Annotated in this window: 22 protein-coding genes; 5 read left to right on the top strand and 17 right to left on the bottom strand. The window is 62.1% G+C overall.

The annotated features are described in order from the left end of the window. Positions 1 to 423: 423 nt before the first annotated feature. The 4 genes from AC3ANQ_RS18925 to ectA all read right to left on the bottom strand — a co-directional run bounded on the left by AC3ANQ_RS18925 (position 424) and on the right by ectA (position 3338). Positions 424 to 588 (bottom strand): hypothetical protein, encoded by a 165-nt coding sequence (locus AC3ANQ_RS18925; RefSeq protein WP_488302457.1) that lies wholly within the window; start codon positions 586 to 588, stop codon positions 424 to 426. Positions 589 to 1080: 492 nt separating this feature from the next. Further along, a complete protein-coding gene (locus AC3ANQ_RS18920; protein ID WP_488302456.1) occupies positions 1081 to 1479 on the bottom strand; it encodes an ectoine synthase in 399 nt (132 codons plus the stop codon). 47 nt (positions 1480 to 1526) lie between these two features. Then, positions 1527 to 2798, bottom strand: a complete 1272-nt coding sequence (ectB, locus tag AC3ANQ_RS18915) for a diaminobutyrate--2-oxoglutarate transaminase (RefSeq protein WP_488302455.1) — start codon at positions 2796 to 2798, stop codon at positions 1527 to 1529. A 30-nt stretch (positions 2799 to 2828) separates the two neighbouring features. After that, on the bottom strand, positions 2829 to 3338 hold the full coding sequence (gene ectA, locus AC3ANQ_RS18910; protein ID WP_488302454.1) for a diaminobutyrate acetyltransferase: 510 nt from the start codon (positions 3336 to 3338) through the stop codon (positions 2829 to 2831). Positions 3339 to 4740: 1402 nt separating this feature from the next. Between ectA and AC3ANQ_RS18905 the strand changes: the two genes are divergently transcribed. After that, positions 4741 to 5088, top strand: coding sequence for a PfkB family carbohydrate kinase (locus AC3ANQ_RS18905; protein ID WP_488302453.1), 348 nt, complete (start codon positions 4741 to 4743; stop codon positions 5086 to 5088). Between the two features lie 72 nt (positions 5089 to 5160). Here AC3ANQ_RS18905 and AC3ANQ_RS18900 read toward each other — a convergent pair whose 3' ends face one another. From AC3ANQ_RS18900 to AC3ANQ_RS18875, 6 genes are all read right to left on the bottom strand, one after another. Then, positions 5161 to 6354, bottom strand: coding sequence for a PstS family phosphate ABC transporter substrate-binding protein (locus tag AC3ANQ_RS18900; protein WP_488302452.1), 1194 nt, complete (start codon positions 6352 to 6354; stop codon positions 5161 to 5163). Between the two features lie 1194 nt (positions 6355 to 7548). Beyond that, complete coding sequence (locus AC3ANQ_RS18895; protein WP_488302451.1) at positions 7549 to 7854, bottom strand: hypothetical protein; 306 nt, start codon at positions 7852 to 7854, stop codon at positions 7549 to 7551. A 626-nt stretch (positions 7855 to 8480) separates the two neighbouring features. Next, complete coding sequence (locus AC3ANQ_RS18890; RefSeq protein ID WP_488302450.1) at positions 8481 to 9410, bottom strand: TauD/TfdA dioxygenase family protein; 930 nt, start codon at positions 9408 to 9410, stop codon at positions 8481 to 8483. Positions 9411 to 9456: 46 nt separating this feature from the next. Beyond that, positions 9457 to 10365, bottom strand: coding sequence for an ABC transporter permease (locus AC3ANQ_RS18885; protein ID WP_488302449.1), 909 nt, complete (start codon positions 10363 to 10365; stop codon positions 9457 to 9459). Beyond that, positions 10365 to 11270 carry an ABC transporter ATP-binding protein gene (locus AC3ANQ_RS18880; RefSeq protein WP_488302448.1) on the bottom strand — a complete coding sequence of 302 codons (906 nt, stop codon included), beginning with the start codon at positions 11268 to 11270 and terminating at the stop codon, positions 10365 to 10367. The genes AC3ANQ_RS18885 and AC3ANQ_RS18880 overlap by 1 nt, the downstream gene beginning before the upstream one ends. A 2-nt stretch (positions 11271 to 11272) precedes the next feature. Continuing rightward, positions 11273 to 12304, bottom strand: coding sequence for an ABC transporter substrate-binding protein (locus AC3ANQ_RS18875; protein ID WP_488302447.1), 1032 nt, complete (start codon positions 12302 to 12304; stop codon positions 11273 to 11275). Positions 12305 to 12654: 350 nt separating this feature from the next. On the opposite strand from AC3ANQ_RS18875, the gene AC3ANQ_RS18870 reads away from it, so the two are divergent. Beyond that, positions 12655 to 14052: an LLM class flavin-dependent oxidoreductase gene (locus tag AC3ANQ_RS18870; RefSeq protein WP_488302446.1), complete on the top strand. Its 1398-nt coding sequence runs from the start codon at positions 12655 to 12657 to the stop codon at positions 14050 to 14052. A 39-nt stretch (positions 14053 to 14091) separates the two neighbouring features. On the opposite strand, the gene AC3ANQ_RS18865 is transcribed toward AC3ANQ_RS18870, so the two are convergent. Together AC3ANQ_RS18865 and AC3ANQ_RS18860 are read right to left on the bottom strand one after the other, a co-directional pair. Next, positions 14092 to 15129, bottom strand: coding sequence for a fatty acid desaturase family protein (locus tag AC3ANQ_RS18865; RefSeq protein ID WP_488302445.1), 1038 nt, complete (start codon positions 15127 to 15129; stop codon positions 14092 to 14094). 328 nt (positions 15130 to 15457) lie between these two features. Continuing rightward, entirely contained in the window at positions 15458 to 16081 is a 624-nt protein-coding gene (locus tag AC3ANQ_RS18860; RefSeq protein WP_488302444.1) for a PadR family transcriptional regulator, read from the bottom strand. 122 nt (positions 16082 to 16203) lie between these two features. On the opposite strand from AC3ANQ_RS18860, the gene AC3ANQ_RS18855 reads away from it, so the two are divergent. Genes AC3ANQ_RS18855 through AC3ANQ_RS18845 form a run of 3 tightly spaced genes read left to right on the top strand, consistent with a single transcriptional unit; the run spans position 16204 to position 17219 of the window. Continuing rightward, positions 16204 to 16413: a diguanylate cyclase gene (locus AC3ANQ_RS18855; protein WP_488302443.1), complete on the top strand. Its 210-nt coding sequence runs from the start codon at positions 16204 to 16206 to the stop codon at positions 16411 to 16413. Positions 16414 to 16443: 30 nt separating this feature from the next. Beyond that, positions 16444 to 16923, top strand: coding sequence for an SRPBCC family protein (locus AC3ANQ_RS18850; RefSeq protein WP_488302442.1), 480 nt, complete (start codon positions 16444 to 16446; stop codon positions 16921 to 16923). A gap of 8 nt (positions 16924 to 16931) precedes the next feature. Continuing rightward, positions 16932 to 17219 carry a YciI family protein gene (locus AC3ANQ_RS18845; RefSeq protein ID WP_488302441.1) on the top strand — a complete coding sequence of 96 codons (288 nt, stop codon included), beginning with the start codon at positions 16932 to 16934 and terminating at the stop codon, positions 17217 to 17219. Positions 17220 to 17332: 113 nt separating this feature from the next. On the opposite strand, the gene AC3ANQ_RS18840 is transcribed toward AC3ANQ_RS18845, so the two are convergent. From AC3ANQ_RS18840 to AC3ANQ_RS18820, 5 genes are all read right to left on the bottom strand, one after another. Further along, positions 17333 to 17962, bottom strand: a complete 630-nt coding sequence (locus AC3ANQ_RS18840) for a PepSY domain-containing protein (protein WP_488302440.1) — start codon at positions 17960 to 17962, stop codon at positions 17333 to 17335. A gap of 151 nt (positions 17963 to 18113) precedes the next feature. Next, complete coding sequence (locus tag AC3ANQ_RS18835; protein ID WP_488302439.1) at positions 18114 to 19112, bottom strand: aldo/keto reductase; 999 nt, start codon at positions 19110 to 19112, stop codon at positions 18114 to 18116. Positions 19113 to 19314: 202 nt separating this feature from the next. Beyond that, the gene (locus AC3ANQ_RS18830) at positions 19315 to 20409 is read right to left on the bottom strand and encodes an ABC transporter substrate-binding protein (RefSeq protein ID WP_488302438.1); all 1095 of its coding nucleotides are present in this window, start codon (positions 20407 to 20409) and stop codon (positions 19315 to 19317) included. An 87-nt stretch (positions 20410 to 20496) separates the two neighbouring features. Beyond that, on the bottom strand, positions 20497 to 21381 hold the full coding sequence (locus AC3ANQ_RS18825; protein WP_268025027.1) for an ABC transporter permease: 885 nt from the start codon (positions 21379 to 21381) through the stop codon (positions 20497 to 20499). After that, positions 21378 to 22244 (bottom strand): ABC transporter ATP-binding protein, encoded by an 867-nt coding sequence (locus AC3ANQ_RS18820; protein ID WP_488302437.1) that lies wholly within the window; start codon positions 22242 to 22244, stop codon positions 21378 to 21380. The genes AC3ANQ_RS18825 and AC3ANQ_RS18820 overlap by 4 nt, the downstream gene beginning before the upstream one ends. Positions 22245 to 22392: the final 148 nt, after the last annotated feature.

The raw sequence follows: 22392 nt of genomic DNA, 5'->3' as shown, positions 1-22392 counted from the left end.
ACCGAACAACTCCATTCCCAACCAAGCCGAGGTCCTCCTGGAACCGTCAAAACCGTCCGCCGCTGATCGCACCGCACTGACATATTTCGATTACCGGATAGTTTCGGGTAAATACGGCAGGGAGTCCCTCGCGGGGGAGGATGTCCCGTAAGCCGGACCTCAACCGGTCCGACCCGGGTATGACCCGAGCTGTTGTGGTGACCGCTCCGTTCATTGGAATTGGAACAGTATCGCCTTGCACTACGTGTCCTTGGCAGCGGATGCTTGGTCCGCGGTTTGTGTGAGGAATCGACCGGCCCGCGGAAATGCTCGCCCCAGAAATATGAGTGACACTGCATAGGTGCAAAGGACCAGTGCCATCAACCACCAGAGGGGATTCCTTTCCGGGCACGCCACCCACGATAGCGCCGCGGATGACGGTCCTCACCGGGACATGAGCTTTTCGCCGTCGGGACGTAGTTCCCCAGTGGGTGAGACGTGCCGGTAGAGGGTTTGGCGGGTGATGCCAAGTTCGATGCAGAGCTCGCCGATCTTGGTTTCAGGCTTGCCCATGGAGGCCATGGCGAGGCGGAGTTTCGCCGGGCTCATTTTGAACGCGTCCGCCTTTGCGTCCGCGGGCGAGGGCGGCGGCGAGGCCGGCGATGGTGCGCTCGCAGATCAAGCCCGTTCGAACTCGGCCAGGGCGGCGAAGATTCCGAAGACGAGTTTCCCGGAGGCGGTGGTGGTGTCGAAGGTCCCGGCAGACACTGCAGGGGGGCCGCTCCCACAGCCGCCCCATGCCGATGGTCTGCCATTCCTCCGCCATCAGCCCCAGGGCTTTCTCATGTTCAGCTGGCAGGCGTGGAGCCCCGGGCGCCGATGAACTCCGGGCCGTTGCAGTCGAACATCACCGCGCCGCCTGCCTTCCCCACGTGGCATCGATTCCGTAGCGGTCGGTGAAGTCCGTCAGCGTATCTTTGTCCGGAGTGCCAAGTCCTTGCGCTCGGATCCGGGCTTGAAGTTCACACGGCTCTGATGAATGTAAAAGTCAGATCCGAGCAACTGTCGACCTCGGTCCACCTTGCAGTTTTCCTACCGGAGTCAGCGGGTCGGCGCTGCTTCGACGAGTGGGTATACCCCGTTTTCGTCGTGGACCTCACGTCCAGTGACCGGCGGATTGAACACGCATGCCATCCGCAGCTCAGATTCGGCCTGAACAGTGTGCTTTTCATTGCCGTCCAGAAGGTACATGGTGCCGTCCCGAAGATCGTGGACGTCCCCGGTGACCTCGTTGGTCAGTGTCCCCTCGCCCTGCACGCAGTACACGGCCTCCACGTGGTTGGCGTAGTGGAACGTGGAGCTTGTGCCGGCGAAGATGACAGTGTCGTGGAAGGAAAACCCCACGCCCTCTCCGGCCAGGATCATACGGCGGCTGCGCCAGGTCTCGGACTTCACGTCGCGGTCCGTATCATTCAGATCGGTCAGGTTGGTGACAATCATGGGTGATCCTCAATCTGCTCGGTTTGTTTACTGCTGTCCGGGGCGGTTCAGAGCGCTCCGGCGAATTCAGGGACACCAGCGACTGCGCGGGTCGCTTCCATCAGGATGTCGAGGCCACGGTCCAGGTCCTCAGCACTGATGGTCAGGGCGGGCATCAGTTTGACTACTTCGCTCTCCGGGCCGGAAGTCTCCACCAGGAGACCGCGCTCGTAGGCTTCGGCGGCAAGCTTCCCGGCCGTTTCCGGGTCCGGGAAGATGACCCCGGACAACAGCCCGCGGCCGCGGACGCTGGCGCCCTCGACCGACGCGGCGATGCGCTCCAGTCCTTCGTGCAGCTGGACGATCCGCGCACCTACCTGCTTCTGGAAGGCGCCATCGCTCCAATAGGTCTCCAGTGCGGCTGTGCCGGTGACGAACGCGGGGTTGTGGCCGCGGAAAGTGCCGTTGTGCTCGCCCGGGCTCCAGATGTCCAATTCCAGACGGAACAGGGTCAGTGCCAGCGGGAGTCCGAAGCCGGAAATGGACTTGGACAGGCAGACGATGTCCGGAGTGATGCCGGCCTCTTCGAAGCTGAAGAAGGTTCCGGTGCGGCCGCAGCCCGCCTGCACGTCGTCGACGATCAGCAGGATCCCGTACCTCTTGCACAGTTCGGACAGTCCGCGCAGCCACTCCGCCCGGGCTGCGTTCAGGCCGCCCTCGCCCTGGACGGTCTCCACGATCACAGCGGCCGGCTTGTCAACGCCGGAACCGCTGTCCTCAAGCACGCGCTCAAGCCAGAGGAAGTCGGCCGTCTCGCCGTCGAAGTAATCGTCATAGGGGATCTTGGAGCTGTTGGTCAGCGGGATGCCGGCGCCCTTGCGCTTCATCGAATTACCGGTGACCGACAGTGACCCCAGGGTCATTCCGTGAAACGCATTGGTGAAGCTGAGGATGTGCTGGCGGCCGGTGACCTTGCGGGCAAGTTTCAGCGCCGCTTCCACGGAGTTAGTGCCGGTCGGTCCGGGGAACATGACTTTGTAGTCGAGATTCCGCGGTTTGAGGATGACGTCCTGGAACGTCTGCAGGAACTTCCGTTTGGCCGGAGTCTTCATATCCAGCGAATGCACCACGGCGCCGCTGACCAAGTATTCGAGGAGCGGCTGCAGGAGGGCAGGGTTGTTGTGGCCGTAGTTCAGTGCGCCAGCGCCGGAGAAGAAATCCAAATAGGTTCGCCCGTCCTCGCTGGTCAGTGAGCTGCCGTTGGCGCGCTCGAAAACGGCAGGCCAGCCGCGGCTGTAACTTCGGACCTCTGATTCAAGTGTTTCGAAAATGTCTGTCATGGAAAGGCTTCCTTCATCTATTGCGTCGGATCAGTCCAGCGGACCGATCCGGTAGAGAAACTCGGTGTCATGCCCGTCCGGGTACAGGTCCCGGGTGAAGAGTGGCCGGCGTTCCAACGCCGTTTTACGCCGTGTGGCGAATCCGGCGAACAGCCGGATCGAGGCTTCGTTATCGGCGGTAATTGTCGTTTCAACACGGCTGGCGGCCACCTGTATCGCCAGGCGGTCAAGCATCGAGGCCGCCAGTTTCCTGCCGCGGAACGCCTCGTCCACGGCCACCTGCCACACCATCAAGGTGCCGGGCTCACTGGGGCGCATGTAACCGGTGATGAAACCGGCCGGTTCGCCGTCTACCGTGGCCATGATCGACGTCGCGGCGAAGTCACGGCACCACAGCAGGTAGGAGTAGGACGAGTTCAGGTCGAGGACCTTCGAATCCCTGGCCATGCGCCACAGGGACTGCCCGTCATTCGGGGTTGGTTGGTGGAATTCTGCTTCGAGCCTCGGACTTGTCTGGGTTTCTGCAAGTTGTTCAACCATCTATTCCAAACGTAACGGGAATCGAAGCCATATCAACTCCGTTCCCCCCGATTTGACAGCTATCCGCCCCGGCGCGCCGCGCGAACCGGCAAGCGTCATCCGGCTCAAGCCCTAGTGCCTACTACGGTGTAGAGCAATGACGACGCCGGAACATCGCCTAGAATCTTTCGTTACCATTCTGTGACATTTGGACTATGACGGAGGCCGCATTAAGCCGGTTCTGATCCATTGCGATCCCGGTCTGCTGAAGCAGTGCCGGTTTCGATCTCAATGCGGCGCTTTTACAAAACGCCCGTCAGAGGGGCGATCGCCTCGTCAAGCCAAGCTCAAAAGTTCGCGAGGAAATAAGCGAGAATTAGGAGCGCCGAACGAACTTTTGGAGTGGGACCGGCGCGTGGGGCCCTGGTTGCGCGGAGGACCCGCCCAGCGATCATCGAGCATCAGAATGGCAAACAGCGAAGGTTCTTCTGGCTGTTCACGGCTGGGTTGTGGCAACGCGGCATGACGCTAGGAGTCCATTAGCGTCCTCGCCCGGGAACCTACTGCGCACGGCGTGCGCCGGAGCGCCTTCGAGTGCGAGTCGGGCGCCTTCGACGGCGGCCCGTTCGCGGGTGTCGAAGCCCACGACCGTCGTGGGGCCGGCCATTTCACAGTCGCGTATTTCGACGAGGCGTCGGTGAAGCTGTGTTTCAGCGTGAAGGCGGGAGAGCTTGCGGGCCGGGCGTGAGGACCTTTGGAGTCACGGACCGGTTCGGTTGACTTGATGACCAATGACATGGTGTCCTCGTCCTGCCAGCCTTCTCTGGAACTCCCGAGGGATAGCCCAAATCATGCGCTACCGAACAAGTCCGGCCATGAAAGACCAAGGGGACCTCTGATGTCCTCCTAGACAGGGGAAGAAGCGTTGGTTTGTCCCGGGTGTCGGACGGAATGACAGACAGGCGGACACCAATTGCAACCGACTCACCTTTAACTCACCTGAATCAACGGCAAAGGACAACAATTCATCACTCGTCGTTGAGCGCAGAAACCCCTAGATTCTAGATTCCGGGCAAAACAGCACTCGACCGGCCTGCCGGCAAGCGGCTGGGGCTTAAGCGGGGGTCGTCGGTTCGAATCCGACAGGGGGCTCTTAGTTTAGCTTTGACCTGCGGTTTTACTTTCGATGACTTGCGGCCGGGGACGCCGTGTTCCTGTCGGTTTCCTAGGTCCGGATCCAACAATACGGGCCCTGACCTGCAGATTTAGTGACCAAAAGGGCGAGCGGTGAGGGCTGTGGCCGGCTGCGTTCTTCGGTTCAAATTCAACAGCGGTTTCAATGTGGCCCTGACCTGCGGCTTTGGTCACGCGGTTACCTGTCTCTTGCATTTTCATGGGCCGGATTCACCTTTAACTCACCCGAATGGGCTCCAAACGTGTTGGCCCGGCGGTCGTCGCCCTGACCCGCGGAGCCTCTGGCCCAGTGGTCCTGTCCCGCAACGCACGGGTGGAAATGGCGTCCGATGCCATCGTCGTGGCCGACACCGTGGGCGCAGGCGACTCCTTCATGGCAGGGCTCCTCTCAGGCCTCGCGCAGTTGGATGCACTCGGGGCGGGACGCAGAACACGACTGAAGAGCTTGACGCTCGATGAATTGCACGCCTTAGCCGCCTACGCCAACCGTGCCGCAGCGATCACCTGCTCCCGGCAAGGAGCAAATCCACCCCGGAAGGACGAACTCGGCCCGCTGTCCGTCCAATCGGGGGCCTAGGGATACTCCGAGAACGCGCCGGAATCCCCGCCAACGCGGGGATTCCGGCATCTCAGTCCGCGTAACTTCGGCTCAGGGCTGGTTCAGCTTGTCCAATTGTGCTTTGGCAAGCTGCGGCGTCAGGGGAAGGTACTTGCCATCGTTCATGATGATCTCCTGTCCCTGGCGGCTAAGGATGAATCGCATAAACTCTTTTGCCTTCGCGTCCAGCGGCTTGCCTGGTTCTTTGATGAGGTAGTAGTAGGTGTTCTCGGCGAACGGGTAGGTCCGGTCCTGCACGGTCTCCAGGGTGGGCGCAACGTATGGTCCTTCGGGTTTCTCCGAGAGCGGCAACACCTTCGTTTCGGGGCGTTTCTGCTTGTTGTCGACCGTTATGTAGGTGATGCCGTATGGATCGTTGGTCAACGTGTCCATGATCTGGTCGTTGACCAGCTTTAAGGTGCCGTCCGGATTGGTTTGGTTGGTGAACTCCGTCATTTGCTCGTTGCGCTTGGAACTGCCGTGCAGGACTGTCTTGGAAAACCAGTCCGGAAACTTGAACTCATTGACGTAGCCGTAAACATGGATCGGTTTGTCTGCCCACTCTCCGGTGAGCCCCAATTGCCCCCAGGTGCGGATGTTCTTTTCGGGTCCTCGTGCTGCGGTAGGGTCCCATTTGAGCCCATTGAAGCCGCCAGCGCGCTCCGCTCCGAAGATCCCGTCCAGCTGATCGAAGTTTAACTGTTTGATCGGGTTCTTGTCGTTGACGTACACGCCGAGCGCGGCGTTCCATCCGTCCACGTCAAGGGAACCGGTCGCATTGACGATCTCGAGGGGGGCACTGTTGAATGCACGCTGGTAGCCATTGAGCTCGTCGAAGACGATCGGCCTTCCCAGGGCTGCCATGTCAGCTTGGCCCAGATACAAGGAAGGAATCCCCAACAGCGTGCTCTTCATGTTGTCCTGGAATGTCACACCGGGGTGGAATTTTTGGAAGGCATCCTCCCACCGCTTCATGACCGGACTGTCGGCGAGATAATTCTGCCCCGCTTGGCGGATCGTACCCGAGATGTCACCGTCTGGTACGAAATCGGGCAGCCCACTCAGATCGAACTTCTTCGTGTAGTGCACTTGCGCACCCTTGGAGGTGATGGATTTTTGGCGCGCACATTGCTCAGCGAGCGGATCTTTTGAGTTGGGGTCCTTGAATTTGGGATCGCTGCAGTCAATATCGACATACCCCGGCGGGGTGGTTGATTTCGTCTCCGCGGTTGATTTTGCCTCCACGGGCGGCGGTCCGGGACTTGTAGTGCAACTTGAGCAGGTGGTGCCTATCATCAACAAGGCCGCGAAAACGGCCGTTGGAGCGGTTCGTAACTTCATTGTTTCGACCTCATGTTTGGTTGATGTGACTTGTGCCACGTTAGGCTCCCGCGGCATCTGACGGCCCTTATGGTCGTATTGGTCGCCGGGCTGAGCGCGTTCGCCCAAACCCGGGTCGGCCATTCCTACGCCTCACCACCCGCTTTCACATCGGCATCCTAGGACTTCAAGCAGAAGACCGTGCAGAAAATGATCGCGCTCCGCGGCACCAGTCAGCGCGGCCTAATGGCTTCAAACGCACGACACGTCTTGCTCTGCGGAAACGTCGGATTCTTCGTTAAATGGGAGTTCTCCCATCCAACGCAACTCCGGCACTTTTTTCGCCGGTAACGGGACGTCTGGTCCAGTCGCGCGATGAGAGAGAATAGCGGCATCGCTGGGTATCACGGGCAGAAGGAAGTTGGCGCCGGGCTTGCGGGGTCCCGGGGGTCGCCCGCCTGGTGGCCAGGGCTCGGCTGTCTGGTCCAGTGACTGAATCCGCTCCACGACGGCACTCTCAACCAATGCAACCGACTGACCTTTAACTCACCTGAGTCAAAGGCAAACGACAACTATTCATCACTTGTTATTGAGCGCAGAAACCCCTAGATTCCGAGCAAACGGCACTCTGAACCGGCCTACCAACAGGCGTCTGGGGCTAAAGCGGGGGCCCTCTCGGATCCGACAGGCGGCTCAGATTGTGGTGTTAGATGTTCATTTGAGTTGAGATTTTTCAACACATCTGAACCAGTTCCATCGGACTGAACATTTTCCCGATAGTTGATCCAGCTGGCGGCCCGCTGCTGTCTCCCGGGGTCAACGACAAGAGGTAACGCATGGCACGTCCAACGTTGTCGATGTCCGTGTGGGCGGCAAATCAGACTGACGTCTCTGAATAGCTCTTCCGCATGACTGAAACCCTGAAGACCGCACACGCTACCTACGGAGACTGGAAAGACACGGCTGCCGCCGACGAGCATCAGACCGTTGGCCACAAGTTCCCCATACGAGGTTGTTGGCTTGGACTCTGATGATTGGTGGATCGTTGGTTTTGACGTCCAAGCCCGGGTGACCGGACGCGAAAAGGCTCTGAGGAATCCCAGCGGCTCCGGTGGGCGGTCAGGCGGCAATCACAGCGTCAGCGGATGACCGGACACCGATGTTGACATCTGACTGCTGAGGATCGATCAGGGCCGGAAGGCGGCGGGATTGGGAGCAGCGGCGCAGTGCTTCCATGGCGGCGGCGTCGACGTTGGCGCCGGTGACGTCGATTTCAAGGGCCAGTCCATGCATGAGGGCGTTGGCCCTCCTCACGACGACATAAAGGGCGTGGATGCTCCGGGTGGTTAGATGCCCATGGGCTGTGATGCGAACTTGGGCACCGTCGATGTTCATTCTTACGAGAAGCCGGATCTTTTCGGTCATGAGTCCTCTTCCGATCTGGAGCCGCGACGCTGCGGCCCGGAACAAAGACTAAACGGAAGATGTGATGCAGGCAACAGGCAGAGCGTTCGTAATAACTGATTGCGAACCCTCTCTTCTGTCCTGCCCATAGCCCTTCAGGGAATCCTGACATAAGGTTTGAGCCACTACCCGCTGGCTGCCCCATTGGGTTCATACGAACGAATGTGGGCGTTCAGGCGTGAACTTGAACGCGGGATCCGGCCGACGCCGATTCCCGACTGATGAAGACGTGAGGGAGAAACATGACGCTTGCTCGTGCTGGACATCGATTGGTCGCTCATCGTCCCTGTGTTCCCGTGGCGCTGCCCAGGGTACCGGCTTGCGGGCGGTGCGGCCCAGGGTTTCCTTTGACATTCCATGAGTATGTGCCAGCGGTCTATGCGGTCGATGGCAGCGGCCTGCGGCCGCCGTCGGCAAGCTACAGCTGTGCCAGATGCGGTACCCGGGACAACCATCAGGTTCCGTCGGGCTGGGCGCCCCCTGAGTGGCAGTGGTATTCCTGAGCCGCTTGCCGGGACGTACAAGAAACTCCAGCAGACGCAGTGCCCGGACCTGAGAGGCCCGGGCACTAGTTCTACCGCGACGGACTAGTTGCGTGGCGTGGGAACCGTCGGGGAATAGGCGGACGAATCCCCCTGGATCGACTGGCTCGGCTTGCCTTCCAAGCCCACTGGGATGTCGCCGGCAATGGTCACGCGGTTGAGCTTGCGGGGCTGGCCGTCGTAGTTGTCCGGGGCGTAGTGCTGCGTGATGCGGTTGTCGAAGAGCACCAGCTGGTTCGGCTCCCAGTTCACGCGCACCACGTTCTCCGGGCGGGTGACGTAGGCCTGCAGCAACCGGATGATGTCCTTCGACTCCGTGTTGGAAAGCCCCACGATCCGCAGGCGCTGCGCGAAGCCCCCAATGAACAATCCGCGCTCGCCGGTCAGGGGATGGACACGTACCACGGGGTGGGCGGTTTCGAACTTGATGCGGGTGAATTCTTTGCGGCGCTCATCGGCATTCTCATGTTCCAGGTTCTTCGGCACGGAGTAGTCGTAGTCGTTGGTGTGGATCGCCCAGAGTGTGTCTGCGAAGTCGCGGAGCTCATCCGGCAGATCCGCGTACGCTCCCGCCGATGACGCAATCAGGGTTTCGCCCCCATACGACGGAAGATCGATGCTGCGCAGGGTGGATGCCTGGGGCGGGTTGACCACGAACGTGACGTCGGTGTGCCAGTTGTTGGCGGAACCGTTCTCGCTGTCCACGGGGAGCACGTTCTCTTCGCCCTCCACGGAGGCCACAGTCGGGTGTGCAGTGGTGAGCGGGCCGAAGTGGCTGGCAAATTTCACCTGGGCCACGTCGCTGAGAATGTTGGCCTCTCTGAAGACGAGGGCCTTGTGCTCGTTGAGTGCGGCCCGGATCTGCCCCACGGTTTCCGGGGAGAGATCGCCGCTGAGGTCGAAGCCGCGGATTTCGGCGCCGATGCGGGACCCGAGTTTGGCGAATTCCAGTTTGGTTTCGGTAATGACGGACATCTTTTTTGTTCCTTTTCTGGCTGTTACTGGATGGGTGGATTGACGGTCAAGAACCGGACCCGACGGCGGTCCGCCAACGGGAGAAGTGCCGTTCCAGGGCGACGAGGAGGAAATTCACGGCCAGGCCCAAAAGGGACACCGTGAGGATCCCGGCGTACATGTCCGGAATGAGGAAACTGCTCTGGGCATTCACGATCAAGTAGCCGAGTCCGGCCTTTGCCCCCACCATTTCGGCGGCGATCAACACCAAAATGGAGGCTGTGCCGGCCATCCGGATACCCGTAAAAATGGTGGGCACCGCCGAGGGCAGGATCACCTTGCGGAACAGCGCGAGGCTCGACAGGCCGAGCGACTTCGCGGCCCGGATGAGCAGCGGATCCACAGTCTTCACGCCCGCAATCGTGTTCAGCAGCACAGGGAAGAACGCCGCGTACGCCACGATGCTGATCTTGGACTCCTCGCCGATTCCCAGCAGCAGCGTGAAGACAGGCAGCAGGGCAAGCGCGGCCGTGTTCCGGAAGAGTTCCAGCAGGGGGTTGAGCACCGAATTGAGCCGTCGGTACCAGGCGATCAGCAAGCCGAGTGACACCCCGGCCGCGAGGGCCGCGCCGAATCCCGTCACGGAGCGCGTGAGGCTCGCGGCCAGGTGCCCCTGGATGGTTCCGGATTCGAACAACTTGACCCACGCTGCCAGGACCTCGTGCAAGGGCGGCAGGAAGACCCGGGTGGACGGGCTTGCCAGATACGTCGGCCCGAGTTCCCAGAGTGCCAGGAACGCAAGGATTCCTGCGGCCTTCCACACGCCGGAACCGGCACGGGCGGCCGCGGCCCGCAGAAAGGCGAGCACCGCCGTCGTGCTTCGACGCTCCGTCTCCGCGGCGATGGAGTGCCCGACGACGGTTGCTTCCTTAGGTGCGGCGCTCGCCGCGGGTTGTTGCGCGAGTGTTGCGGCCATCAGGCTGCGCTCCTTTCGAGTGTTGTTCCCGTGACTTCATCCGGGGCGGTGCCGTCCGGCAGGATCTTGCGGTGGCCGGCGTCCTGGGCCAGGCGGACCTCGTCGTGCAACAAGGTCCAGACCTTGTGCCGTTGCTCGACGTAGGCGGGATGCGAGCGGATGTCGTCCCCGCCGTCGCGATCCGGAATGTCTACGTCCACGATTTCCTTGAGCCGTCCGGGACGGGCGCTGAGGACGGCGACGCGCTGCCCCAAGTAAACGGCCTCGTCGATGCCGTGGGTGATGAAGACGATCGTCTTGCCCGTGGCCCGCCAGATCCGCAGGAGCTCGTCCTGGAGCTGCTCGCGGGTCTGGGCGTCCAACGCGGCGAAGGGTTCGTCCATGAGGAGCACATCGGGCTCGTAGGCGAGGCTCCGGGCAATCGCCACGCGCTGTTTCATGCCGCCAGATAACTCATGCGGGAAGCGGTCCTCGAAACCGGCCAAGCCAACCAGCTTGAGGTATTCGCTTGCCTTGGCGGCGCGCTCCCGACGATTCAGCGTGCGTCCGTCCGGGCCATTGCCTTCGAGCCCGATCGACACGTTGGCCGACGCCGTTCGCCAGGGAAACAACGCGTATTGCTGGAAAACCACGGCACGGTCCTTCCCGGGTCCCGTCACCGGCCGGCCGTCCACCAATACCTCGCCGGAGGTGGGCGTGGACAGGCCGGCCAGGAGGTCCAGCAAGGTGGTCTTGCCGGAACCACTTGGCCCCACCAGGGTGAGGAATTCGCCGTCGCGCACGTCCAAGCTCAGGGAATCAAGGGCGGTCAGCGTGGTGGGTTCTTTTGCGCTGGCCTTGGAGCCCCTGGCTGGGCGGACCGCGAACTGCTTGGTGACGCTGCGGAGGCTGATCTTGGCGGTCATCACTATCCCTTCTTCTCTGTTGTTGCGAGTTCGTTGAACTTGTTGGTGTAGTACTTCGAGGGTGCGAGGTCGGTCTTGACGATCCCCGAGCTCTTCAGCCACGAAGACCAGCGGGTGAAGTCCTCGTCCTTGATCACGCCGTTGTCCGGTACGCCTGGGCTCTTCCAGTACTGCAGGTTGGCGGTGCTTTCATTTCGTCCGCGGGCGTCGATGATCTTCTTGAAGCGCGCGATCACCTGGTCCCGCGGCGTTTCGGCCTCCCACTTGATGGCCTTGGCCACGCCTGTGGCGAAGGTACGCGCGGTGTTCGGGTTCTTTTCGATGAAGTCGTTGCGGAGCACGATCTGTCCGCCGGCGAAGGTGCCGAAGAGTTCGTAGTCGTTGAAGAGCGAGCGCAGGCCGCCGGCGGCGACGGCATGGTCCTGCAGGACGCCTCCCAAAGTTCCGACATCAACCTGACCCCGGCGGACGGCTTCCTCGGTGTCGTTGGGCGCCAGCGGGACAAGCTGTACTTGCTTTATTTCGTCCTGGCTAAGGCCGTTCTTGCTGAGGTACGTGTTGATGACGGCTTCGGCGTGGGCGCCAAGGGTGTTGACGGCGATCTTCTTGCCGATGAGGTCCCTGGCGGACTTGATGGGGCTGTCCGCTTTGACGTAGAAGCCGTTGAAGGTCTTCGCGTCTTCGCCGTAATAGTTGACGACGGCGGTCACAGGAGCGCCTGCCTCGACTAGCTTCACCACGGCTCCGGCGAACGCACCGCCGAAGTCGGTCTGGTTGGTAGCCGCCGACTGGATGTCCTGCGGGCCGCTGGTGGTGTTGCCAACCCAGTTGAGTTTGATGTCACCCAGATAACCAAGGTCCGCCGCCAGTTCGGGAAGGCCGACGCTGTTGGCCGAACCTTGGTAACGGAGTTCCTTGACCTCCGATTGGCCGGCTGCTTGGCCTCCTGCTTGGGCATTGCCGCCGCAGCCGGTCACCGTCAGCGCAAGTACGACGGCGGCCGCGACGCTTAGCAGGGGCTGGTGCAGTTTCATGGGAGCTACTTTCTGGGAAATGGATGTTGTTGGTCCGGACTTGGTCTGGGGTAGATCACGGCTATCGGGTAGACCGAACTGCCGGTGGGAACGATGTAAGCGCATTTCCACAGGGCAGGGAAGCCCCGCAGTAACGCCCGGAAACGCCGGGAAACAGGGGGAAATCCGAAGAAATGCTCCGCAATTCCGGGCAATGCCGGGACACAATCCGCTTCGCGTTCCAAGGCGTCATAAGTAGCCCGGTTTCGTCCCGTTTAGCTTCCATTGCGGGGTGCTGGCCAACGCAGTGGGGACCGTGTTTAGGTAAGGCCCTCCCCTCAAACCCAACCTGACATCCAAGGAGCACTTCCATGAGTTCGCCGAATTTCAGTTCCCCGGTTTCCAGTTCCGCCCAGCGCACCCTTCACCTCAACGCCTTTTTGATGAGCACCGGCCACCACGAGGCCTCGTGGCGGCTGCCCGAAAGCGATCCGCGCTCCAACACCAACGTGGAGCACTACAAGCAGCTGGCCCGCACAGCCGAACGCGGCAAACTGGACTCCATCTTCTTCGCCGATTCGCCGGTCCTCTTCGGCGAGGTGGGCCGCCGTCCGGCCGGGAAGCTTGAGCCCACCGTGCTCCTGACGGCAATCGCCGGCGCCACAGAGCACATCGGACTGATCGCCACCGCCTCCACCACCTACAACGACCCGTTCAACCTGGCCCGGCGCTTCGCGTCCGTGGACTGGGTCAGCGGTGGCCGGGCCGGGTGGAACGTGGTCACCACTGCCGGGCCCGACGCCGCCCGCAACTTCGGCGTGGACGACCAGCCCGCCCACGCGGTCCGGTACGAGCGTGCCGCCGAGTTCATCGAAGTAGCCCAGAAGCTATGGGACAGCTGGGAGGACGACGCCGTCCTCGCGGACAAGACTGCCGGCGTCTGGGCCGACTCTGAGCGGATCCGCACTATCGACCACGAAGGCAAGCACTTCAAGATCCGTGGCCCGCTCAACGTGCCCCGCCCACCGCAGGGACACCCGCTCATTGTCCAGGCCGGCTCCTCGGAGGACGGCAAGGACCTCGCCGCCCGGTATGCGGACGCCGTGTTCACCGCCCACCAGACCCTGACGGACGCGCGGGAGTTCTATCGGGACCTCAAAGCCCGCACCGCCGCTGCCGGACGTGATCCGGAATCCATCAAGATCCTTCCCGGCATCGTTCCGGTCATCGGGGCCACCGAGGAGGAGGCCCGGGCGCTGGAACGGGAACTGGACCGGCTGATCAAGCCCGAATACGCCCGGATCCAACTGGCCAAGACCTTGCGCGTCGCCCCCGAGGACCTGCCCCTTGACCGCCGGCTGCCGGACAACCTTCCCAGCGAAGACGAGATAGAAGGCGCCAAGAGCCGCTACACCCTGATAGTCCAGCTCGCCCGCCGGGAGAAGCTCACCGTCCGGGAACTGATCGGGCGCCTGGGCGGCGGCCGCGGTCACCGGACCTTCACCGGCACCCCGGTGCAGGTGGCGGACGCCATCCAGGAATGGTTCGACGGCGGCGCCGCGGACGGCTTCAACATCATGCCGCCCGTACTGCCCTCGGGGCTCGAGACATTCGTGGACCAGGTGGTCCCCATCCTGCAGGACCGAGGCCTGTTCCGCACCGAATACACCGGCCGGACGCTGAGAGAACACTACGGCCTGGGGCGCCCCACGAATCCCTACGCGGGCACCGTCGCGCCCGCGCTGACGTCTATCGGGTCGGCGCTTTAGTGGTCCGGGCGGTTCTCCCGGCTCGTGTGTGTGCGTCGGTTAGCGCCGGTATTGGCCGGCGAGGGGGCAGGTGAACGGGTCCGCTGCCGCGAGTCCGACCTTGTTGAGGTAACGGATCACTATTGCGTACGAGTGCAGCAGCCCCGTTTCGGTGTAGGCGATCCCCGCCGCATCACAGTGGGCTTTGACCAGTTGGCGGACCTCGCGCAGGTGCGGGCGGGGCATATCCGGGAACAAGTGGTGTTCGATCTGGTGGTTAAGGCCGCCCATGAGCAAGGTCACGAACCGTCCGCCGGCGATGTTGCGGGACGTGACCACCTGCCGCGTCAGGAAGTCCACCCGGCTGTTTTCGGGCAGGATCGGCATCCCCTTGTGATTTGGCGCGAAACTTCCGCCCATGTACAGCCCGAACACAGCGATCTGCACGGCGATGAATGCAACGGCAACGCCGGGGGAGAGGACGAGGAAGATCAGTCCGGTATAGGTACCGAAGCGGAGACCTAGCAGGGCCAGTTCAAGCCACCGGTACTTCACCGGCCTGCGCCGGAGCAAGTACTTCAACGAGTCAATGTGCAGCGTCCATCCGAGGAAAAAGAGCAGAGGGAAGAGTAGATAGCCTTGGTGTTTGCCAAGGGCCCGGCCGAGTCTTCCACGGCCGCTTGGCATCTCGTTGTGGAAGATGACCGCACCCTGTGCGATGTCCGGGTCCTGATTGATCATGTTCGGGCGGGCGTGGTGCCGTGAGTGCTTGTCGGTCCAATACGCGTAACTCATACCCACTACCAGTGTGGCGATCAGGCGTGCAGTCCACTCGTTCGCGGGCCGGGACGCGAACACTTGCTGATGCGCCGCTTCATGGCCGAGGAAGGCGAACTGTGTGAAGACGACACCGAAGGCGCCTGCCACAGCCAGCTGAAGCCAGGTATCGCCCAAGAGGAAGAACACCACCGAGATTCCCGTCCCCACGGATGCCAGGATCGTCAGCAGAAGGAGGTAGTAGCGTTGGCACCGCCAGAGCAGCCCTGCATCCCGGACGGTCTTCAGGAGGCTCGCGTAGCTGCTTGTGATGCTGTTCATCCGGGTCCCGGGCGGGGCAGGTCGGGACGGGATCGTGAACGCGGATACCGACGGCGAAGGCTGGTTGGTTAAGGACAAGGGTTGCCTCCTCGGATGCGCTTATGATGCGCTGCCGGGGTCCGGGGCAACACAACAAGCGTAGGCGCGACCGGCCCCACGCGTCCAGAGGAAAGGGGTCCCGGATGGTCTCGCTGGACACCCGGCTGCCCAAACCCGGCGTGGTCCGTTCCGATGACGGCGCCGCCGGAACCGCAGCTTAGCGCCGAGATTGCATTTGACGGCAGTTCAGACGGTGCCGTGATTTGCCATCTCGGCGGACCAAGCGGTACTAGTCGGCGAGGATGTGGTACAGCGCTCGCCGTGCTTCGTCGATCTTTTCCATTGCGGCGGTGCGCTGTTCGTCAGTTGCGGCAAAGCGGAACTGGTGGATGACTCCCATGAGCTTTGCCACGCTCTGGTGAAACGCGGGTCCTGATCCTTCCGAATCGATATTCCACGCATTTTCCAGCTCCTCGGCATGCTCGGCTACGTATGCCTTCCCCGTTTCAGTGAGTGTGAATTCGGTGCGGCGGCCCTCGCCGACGGGTGCGATGAGCTCTTCGTCAACGAGTTGCTGCAGCGTGGGATAGACCGAGCCCGGGCTGGGGCGCCACGATCCGGACGTCTTCTCGGCAATCGTCTTGATGAGTCCGTATCCGTTGGATGGTGATTCGGCCAGCAAGGAGAGGATCGCGAAGCGAACATCGCCCCTGTTGGCGCGACGGGGGCCGCCGGGACCAAAGCCTGGTCCGAACCCCGGCCCGAAGCCCGGCCCGAATCCGCGGCCTGGTCCGAATCCGCGGCCTGGTCCAAATCCGCCGTGTCCGTGGGGTCCGCGACGGCTCCGGCCGCGTCCGAAGCGTTCCATATCCGGACCGCAATCTGTGTGCTTGTTGTCATGAATGCCTTTCATAGCGGCATCGTCCTTTCAGTGTCTGTGAGAGTTGCCCTGAGGGCCGCAGTTTATTCTGCGATAGTTAACGATATATCGGTGACTGTCGTTAAACAAGGGTGGATCGAGGGATTCATGTCCAGGTGATAAGAAGAGATGCTCGAAGAGCATTACCCGACATCAGCGCCGGACTGTCCGGCGTCGGAATCCTGTTCATCGACCTTGACGATTTCAAAGGGGTCAACGACACCTACGGCCATCGCGCCGGGGACGCCGTCCTCACGGAGCTCGCCCGGCGCCTGGCACGCCCAGGGCTATTTGATTTCCCCGCCGATGGCCGCCTCGGAATTTGAAATGACACTGAACGACACGGAGGACAGTTAGTGAACGAACAACTTACAACCATCGAGGTCCAGGAGTTCCTGCCACATCCGCCCGCCAGGGTTTGGCAGGCACTGACCGAACCGGAGCTGATAGCCCGCTGGTTGATGGAAAACGACTTCCAAGCGGTGGTCGGTCATCAGTATCAGATGCGCGGAATTCCGGTTCCGGCGGTCGGATTCAGCGGCCTGGTGGCCAGCGAAGTCCTTGACCTCGACGCCGGCAGGCGCCTGCGCATTTCGTGGCGGGACGCGAACTCCGGCAATACCCTCAACAGCACCGTGACGTGGTCCATCTCCCCGGAAGGTACGGGCACCCGGCTGTCCCTTGTCCACGACGGGTTCGATCCCAATGAACCAACCCACGTCGCATCGCACCGCATCATGAGCGCGGGATGGCAAAACCACGTGCTCCCGCGGCTCGTCCAGACCCTGTCCGAACTCGACGGCGACGCTCCCGACCGCACCGAACCCGGCAATTAAGGAAAATAATGCAATTCGTGGTCTTCTACAGTTCGGAGCCATCGGCGCTCCCCGCTCTTCAAACCGTTTATCCCCGGCACGTTGAATATTTGCAGGCCTTCGCCGCTGAGGGCGGCCTGATCGGCATCGGGACGTTCAACAACCCGGCCGTGAACGGTTCAATGGGCATCTTCACCAGCAGGGAAAGGGCGGAGCAGTTCATCGCGGGGGATCCCTTCGTCCTGGAAGGGCTGGCCGTACCCGGCGAGATCCGCGAGTGGAACGCCGTGATGTTCAGCCCGCAGGACGGTGCATGACTTCCGGTCCCAACCTCACCGCGCGGCCGAGCCGCGGAGGTCCGACGTTAGAACAGACGTGGGCGGATACAGCTTGTAGCTGTGTCCGCCCACGTGGGTAGTTGGGTTGGGAGTTAGTGGCTGGCCTGACCACTTCCCGGGCCGCCGGTTTCGGTTGCGGTGACCTTGAAGTTCGCATCGAGTTTGACGGTGGCGTGGGTGCCGTCCGTCTTGGTGATGTGTGCTTCGTAGGCGGCGCTGCCGTCGTCTTCGGTGGTCATGTTTTCGACCGTGGCGCCGGAGTTGGCGGCGAGGACGGCGTCCTTGACCTTGGTGGCGGTGTCGCCGGTGAGGTCGGTCTCGTTTCCGTGGTTGCCGTGGCCGCCCTTACCGCCTCCCGGGCCGCCGGTTTCGGTTGCGGTGACCTTGAAGTTCGCATCGAGTTTGACGGTGGCGTGGGTGCCGTCCGTCTTGGTGATGTGTGCTTCGTAGGCGGCGCTGCCGTCGTCTTCGGTGGTCATGTTCTCGACCGTGGCACCCGAGTTGGCGGCCAGCACGGCGTCCTTGACCTTGGTGGCGGTGTCTCCGGTCAGGGCTGTTTCGTTCCCGTGCGCGGCCCCTTTCGAGGCAGGCGCGGACGGGCTGGCGGTGGAGGTGTCAGTCGTTGCGGCGTTGGCCGGCAGGGCCATGGCGGTGAGAGCGCCGCCGCCTGCGACGGCGCCCATCAGGGCAACGCCGGCAGCGATTTTCCGGACATTGTTCACGTTGGTGCTCCTTAGAAGTTCAACTCCGACCGTTTCGAAGCTAGCTCCATCCTGGAACCCCGTACTTTCGTGCCTCTGTACCTACCCTGTGCCTGGACTGTGACAATTGCTTCCGACTCACAGCAGGTGGATCGGGGCGCCAAGTGCCCGGCTACAGGTTGGTCATCCGTTCTGCGGCGTCGTTGTAGCGCCCACCCTGTACTTGGATCTTGGACGCAGCGTCCTCGATCTCGCTGAGTTCCGCGGCGGACAATTCGACGGCGGAGGCCCCGATGTTCTCCTCCAAACGGTGCAGTTTGCGCGTACCGGGGATCGGGACGATCCAGGGCTTTTGCGCAAGGAGCCAGGCCAAAGCGATCTGACCGGGCGTCGCACCTTTGCGTTGCGCGATGCTTGCCAGCAGTTCGACGACGGCGGCATTGTGCTGAAGCGCTTCCGGTGCGAACCGGGGGATGGTGCTGCGGATGTCGTTGCCGGCGTCGAAACTGGTGGCCGCGGTAATGGTTCCCGTCAGGAAGCCTTTGCCGAGCGGGCTGTAGGGCACAAAGCCAATGCCCAGTTCCTCACACGCGGCCAGCACCTCCTCCTCGGGACGGCGCCACCAGAGCGAGTACTCACTTTGGACAGCGCTCAGGGGCTGCACTGCATGAGCCCGGCGAATGGTCGCCGCTGAAGCTTCAGACATGCCGAAGTGCTTCACCTTGCCGGCTTCAATCAGTTCCTTGACCGCACCCGCAACGTCCTCGATGGGAACGTCGGGATCCACGCGGTGCTGATAGTAGAGATCGATGGCGTCGACGCCGAGCCGGCGCAGCGAACCGTCCACCACATCCTTGATGACCTCGGGGCGGCTGCTCACGCGACCGCTTGGCTTGCGTTCGGCGGGATCGATGTCCCACCCGAACTTCGTCGCGATCACCACCTGCCCCTTATACGGGGCGAGAGCTTCGCCAACCAGCTCCTCGTTGGCGTACGGACCATAGATTTCGGCAGTGTCGAAGAAGGTCACGCCCCGGTCCACAGCGGCGCGGATCAGCGAGATCATTTCCTGCCGATCCGGCTTGTCGCTGTATCCACCGGTCATGCTCATGCAGCCCAGCCCGACGGCGGAGACCTCCAGGCCGTTGGTGCCCAGTGTGCGCTTTTCCATGGTTAGTCCTTCAGTGTTGTGGAAACGGGGGCGAGCCTCGCCGTCAACACTAAGGAAACGTCGGTACCGCAGGGAGTCCCTGTCAGTACCTCTCTCAGGAGGAAACGCACGATCGGCCTGCGTGGAGTACCACGCAGGCCGACCCTAAGGCGTCATTTGCTCGGTGGCATTGTGACGCCGGTACTTCTATGTGGGGATCACATCAGCCGTTGTCGCCGGCAGGCGTCGAGGTGGTCGTGAAGCCGCCAACCTTGTTCGCCTCGATCGCGTACTTATTCGTGAAGGTGCCGCCGACCGGGATCTTCGAGACGTCCATGCCGAGCAGCTTCTCCATCGAAGCGATGGTCTTGGGGCCGCCCGCGGGCATGATGCCGTCCGGGAGGAACTGACCCTTGTCCTCCTCGAGCGCCTTGACGTAGTCCTCCTTCTTGACGTTCTTGTTCTGGACGTAGTCCTGGGGCAGCTTGTCGGCAATGTCTTGGGCCGAATGCGTCGCGATCCAGTGCATCGTCTCCACGAGCGCGTTGACGACCCGCTGAACGGCGTCCTCGTGGGTCTTGACCCAGTCGGCGTTGGCGATGACGCCCGCAGCCGGCCAGGTGCCGCCCACGGCCTTGTTCGCGCCGTCGGTCGTGGCGAGGTCGATCGCCGACTGAGCGATGCCCTGGCCCTCCATCGCGGCGACGGTCGGCTGGGTCGTCATCACACAGTCAGCCGCACCGGTCTTGATGGCGGCAAGGGCGGTAGCGCCCGCTCCGGCCTTGACGGTGGTGTAGTCCTTGTGCGAGACGCCGGCCTGCGCGGCGATGAACTGAGTCAGCGTGTCGGTGCCGGATCCGAGGTCGGTGACGCCCATCTTCTTGCCTTTGATGTCGGCGCCGGAGTGGACGTTGGCGTTGGGGCTGCACATGATGCGCTCGCCCGGGGCCCCCGAGAGCTGCACGAGGTTGATGATGTTCTTGCCCTTCGATTGGAAGTCGAAGGTGTGGATGTACCAAGCGCCGGACATGTCGACCTGGCCTGATGCCATGGCGTCTTCGGCGCCAACACCGCCGTCGGTCTCGGTGGAGAGCTCCATATTGACGCCGTACTTCTTGTACAGGCCGAGCTGGTCCGCGAGCTTATACGGCAGGTAGATCTGCTTGTCGATGCCGCCGATCATCATCTTCACGGTGGGCATCGGGCCGGAGCTCGCAGTGCCCCCGCCGCTGGCAGCTGGGGAATTGCCGCCACATGCCGCGAGACTGAGGGCAACGGCTCCGGTAGCGGCGACGGCAAAGATAGTGCGTTTCATCATTGTTTTACGCATCCTATGTTGATCCCCGAAGGGATGTGGGTGTTTTGGTGGAACAGAATTGCTGGGTGGGAAAGTCTGTTTTCGGCCTTAGATCGACTGGGCCTCGGAGCGGTTCGGTGGACGCCACTTGAGGAGCCGGTGCTCAAGCAGCCCGATGAGGAATTCGGCCCCAAGCGTGATGACGGCAATGATCACCATGCAGGCGAAGACTGTGTCCGGATCGAAGGTGCCCTGGGCTTGGCTGATGATGAGGCCAATACCCTTCTGGGCGCCCAGCACCTCCGCGACGAGGGCACCGATGATCGCGAAGCCGAATGCCGTGTGGAGGCTCGCGATGATCCACGTCATGGCGGACGGGATCGTCACGTGCATCGCCACCTGGAACGGGGAGGCGCCGAGCACCCGCACGTTCGCCACGAGGTTCTGGTCCACTTCGCGGACGCCTTGGAACGCATTGAAGAAGACGACGAAGAACACGAGCACGGCTGCGAGGAGGATCTTCGGGAAGCTCCCGAGGCCGAACGCCACGATGAAGATCGAGCCGAGCACAATACGGGGGATCGAATTCAAGATCCGGATGTACGGCCCGACGACCGCCGAGAGGTACTTGTTTGAGCCCAGGAGGAGGCCGAGCACGACACCGACGAGCGTCCCGAGCACGAAACCGAGGAGCGCCTCCTGGGCCGTGACCCCGAGGTTCTCCCAAATGGTGCCGAATGCGGTTCCCTCTGTGAAGAGCTTGACGAGGGCGTCCCAGATCTGCGTGGGCTGGCCGAAGAAGAACTTGTCGACCCAGCCTTCCTCGGTGAACCATTGCCAGCCGCCAACCACCATTACGGCGAGCATCAGGCGACCTATCCAGATCGCTCTCGTGCGGCGCCGGGCTTTGTTCCGGCCGGCGTTCTTGGCTGCTGTCTCGGTTTCCACTGGCTTCTCGCTCTTGCGCGTTTCATTATGGGTGAGGGTTGTCATGCTGCTGCTCCTGCTGCTCCTGCTGACCGCGCATAAGCGCGGGTAACCTCGTCCTTCAAGGACTCCCAAATGTGCCCCTGGAGCTCCAGGAAGCGCTCCTCGTGTCGGATCTCCTGGACATTTCCGCGCGGCCTCGGCAGATCGATGTCGAAGACATCCTTGACCGAGCCCGGGCTGCTCGTCATGATGACGACCCGATCGGAGAGCGCCACCGCCTCGTCGAGGTCATGAGTGATGAACAGGACCGAAGGGCGCAGCTCCTCCCAGAGCTTCAGCAGCTCGTTCTGCATGATGGCCTTGGTCTGCACGTCGAGCGCGCCGAACGGCTCGTCCATCAAGAGAATCCGAGGATTGTTGATGAGGGCCGCAGCCATTGCCACGCGCTTGCGCATACCCCCGGACAACTGGTGCGGGTAGCGATCCTCGAAGCCTGCCAAGCCGACCCGACGCAGCCAGTCCATGGACAGTGCCGTGGCTTCGCGCTTGGGCGTGCCGAGGAGCGTCGGGCCCATCATCACGTTGCCGAGCACGCTCTTCCAGGGGAACAGTGCGTCTGCCTGGAACATGTAGCTCACGCCGTTCGTGATGCCCTCCACGGTCATGCCGCCCACCTTGACGGAGCCTTCGCTCGGGTTTTCCAGGCCCGAGACCTGGGCGAGCGTGGTGGACTTGCCACAGCCGGTCGGTCCGACAATGGAGCAGAACTGGCCCGGTTCCACCCTGAGGGTCACATCACGGATAGCGGTGAATGTCTCGCCTTTAGGCGTGAGATAACGCTTGGTCAACCCGACGATGTCGATACCCGCACTGTCCTCGGCTCTCCCTAGAGCGCCGGGCGGGCGGTGGTGATTGTTGGTTTCCATCTGCAAAGACCTCTCTGTCTTTTGGTTTATGTGTGCGTGATCCGGATCACGGAAACTATGTAGAGCTTAGAAAGTGAAAGTCCGTGCCAGAAGGCTTCAGTAAGTTGTGGGGGTTAACAGCAAAAGTGCAGGTTTTGAGCTTTTATGC

It is taken from the genome of Arthrobacter sp. DMZ02-1R, from assembly GCF_057747935.1.
Note: the sequence above shows the minus strand (reverse complement) of the source record. Positions and strands in the feature narration are given on the sequence as shown.

Bases quoted from the DNA above. Each gene is read 5' to 3' on its own strand.
- AC3ANQ_RS18925 (WP_488302457.1), bottom strand. From the start codon at position 588: ATGAGCCCGGCGAAACTCCGCCTCGCCATGGCCTCCATGGGCAAGCCT.
- AC3ANQ_RS18920 (WP_488302456.1), bottom strand. From the start codon at position 1,479: ATGATTGTCACCAACCTGACCGATCTGAATGATACGGACCGCGACGTG.
- ectB (WP_488302455.1), bottom strand. From the start codon at position 2,798: ATGACAGACATTTTCGAAACACTTGAATCAGAGGTCCGAAGTTACAGC.
- ectA (WP_488302454.1), bottom strand. From the start codon at position 3,338: ATGGTTGAACAACTTGCAGAAACCCAGACAAGTCCGAGGCTCGAAGCA.
- AC3ANQ_RS18905 (WP_488302453.1), top strand. From the start codon at position 4,741: ATGGGCTCCAAACGTGTTGGCCCGGCGGTCGTCGCCCTGACCCGCGGA.
- AC3ANQ_RS18895 (WP_488302451.1), bottom strand. From the start codon at position 7,854: ATGACCGAAAAGATCCGGCTTCTCGTAAGAATGAACATCGACGGTGCC.
- AC3ANQ_RS18890 (WP_488302450.1), bottom strand. From the start codon at position 9,410: ATGTCCGTCATTACCGAAACCAAACTGGAATTCGCCAAACTCGGGTCC.
- AC3ANQ_RS18885 (WP_488302449.1), bottom strand. From the start codon at position 10,365: ATGGCCGCAACACTCGCGCAACAACCCGCGGCGAGCGCCGCACCTAAG.
- AC3ANQ_RS18880 (WP_488302448.1), bottom strand. From the start codon at position 11,270: ATGACCGCCAAGATCAGCCTCCGCAGCGTCACCAAGCAGTTCGCGGTC.
- AC3ANQ_RS18875 (WP_488302447.1), bottom strand. From the start codon at position 12,304: ATGAAACTGCACCAGCCCCTGCTAAGCGTCGCGGCCGCCGTCGTACTT.
- AC3ANQ_RS18870 (WP_488302446.1), top strand. From the start codon at position 12,655: ATGAGTTCGCCGAATTTCAGTTCCCCGGTTTCCAGTTCCGCCCAGCGC.
- AC3ANQ_RS18865 (WP_488302445.1), bottom strand. From the start codon at position 15,129: ATGAACAGCATCACAAGCAGCTACGCGAGCCTCCTGAAGACCGTCCGG.
- AC3ANQ_RS18860 (WP_488302444.1), bottom strand. From the start codon at position 16,081: ATGAAAGGCATTCATGACAACAAGCACACAGATTGCGGTCCGGATATG.
- AC3ANQ_RS18845 (WP_488302441.1), top strand. From the start codon at position 16,932: ATGCAATTCGTGGTCTTCTACAGTTCGGAGCCATCGGCGCTCCCCGCT.
- AC3ANQ_RS18835 (WP_488302439.1), bottom strand. From the start codon at position 19,112: ATGGAAAAGCGCACACTGGGCACCAACGGCCTGGAGGTCTCCGCCGTC.
- AC3ANQ_RS18830 (WP_488302438.1), bottom strand. From the start codon at position 20,409: ATGATGAAACGCACTATCTTTGCCGTCGCCGCTACCGGAGCCGTTGCC.
- AC3ANQ_RS18825 (WP_268025027.1), bottom strand. From the start codon at position 21,381: ATGACAACCCTCACCCATAATGAAACGCGCAAGAGCGAGAAGCCAGTG.
- AC3ANQ_RS18820 (WP_488302437.1), bottom strand. From the start codon at position 22,244: ATGGAAACCAACAATCACCACCGCCCGCCCGGCGCTCTAGGGAGAGCC.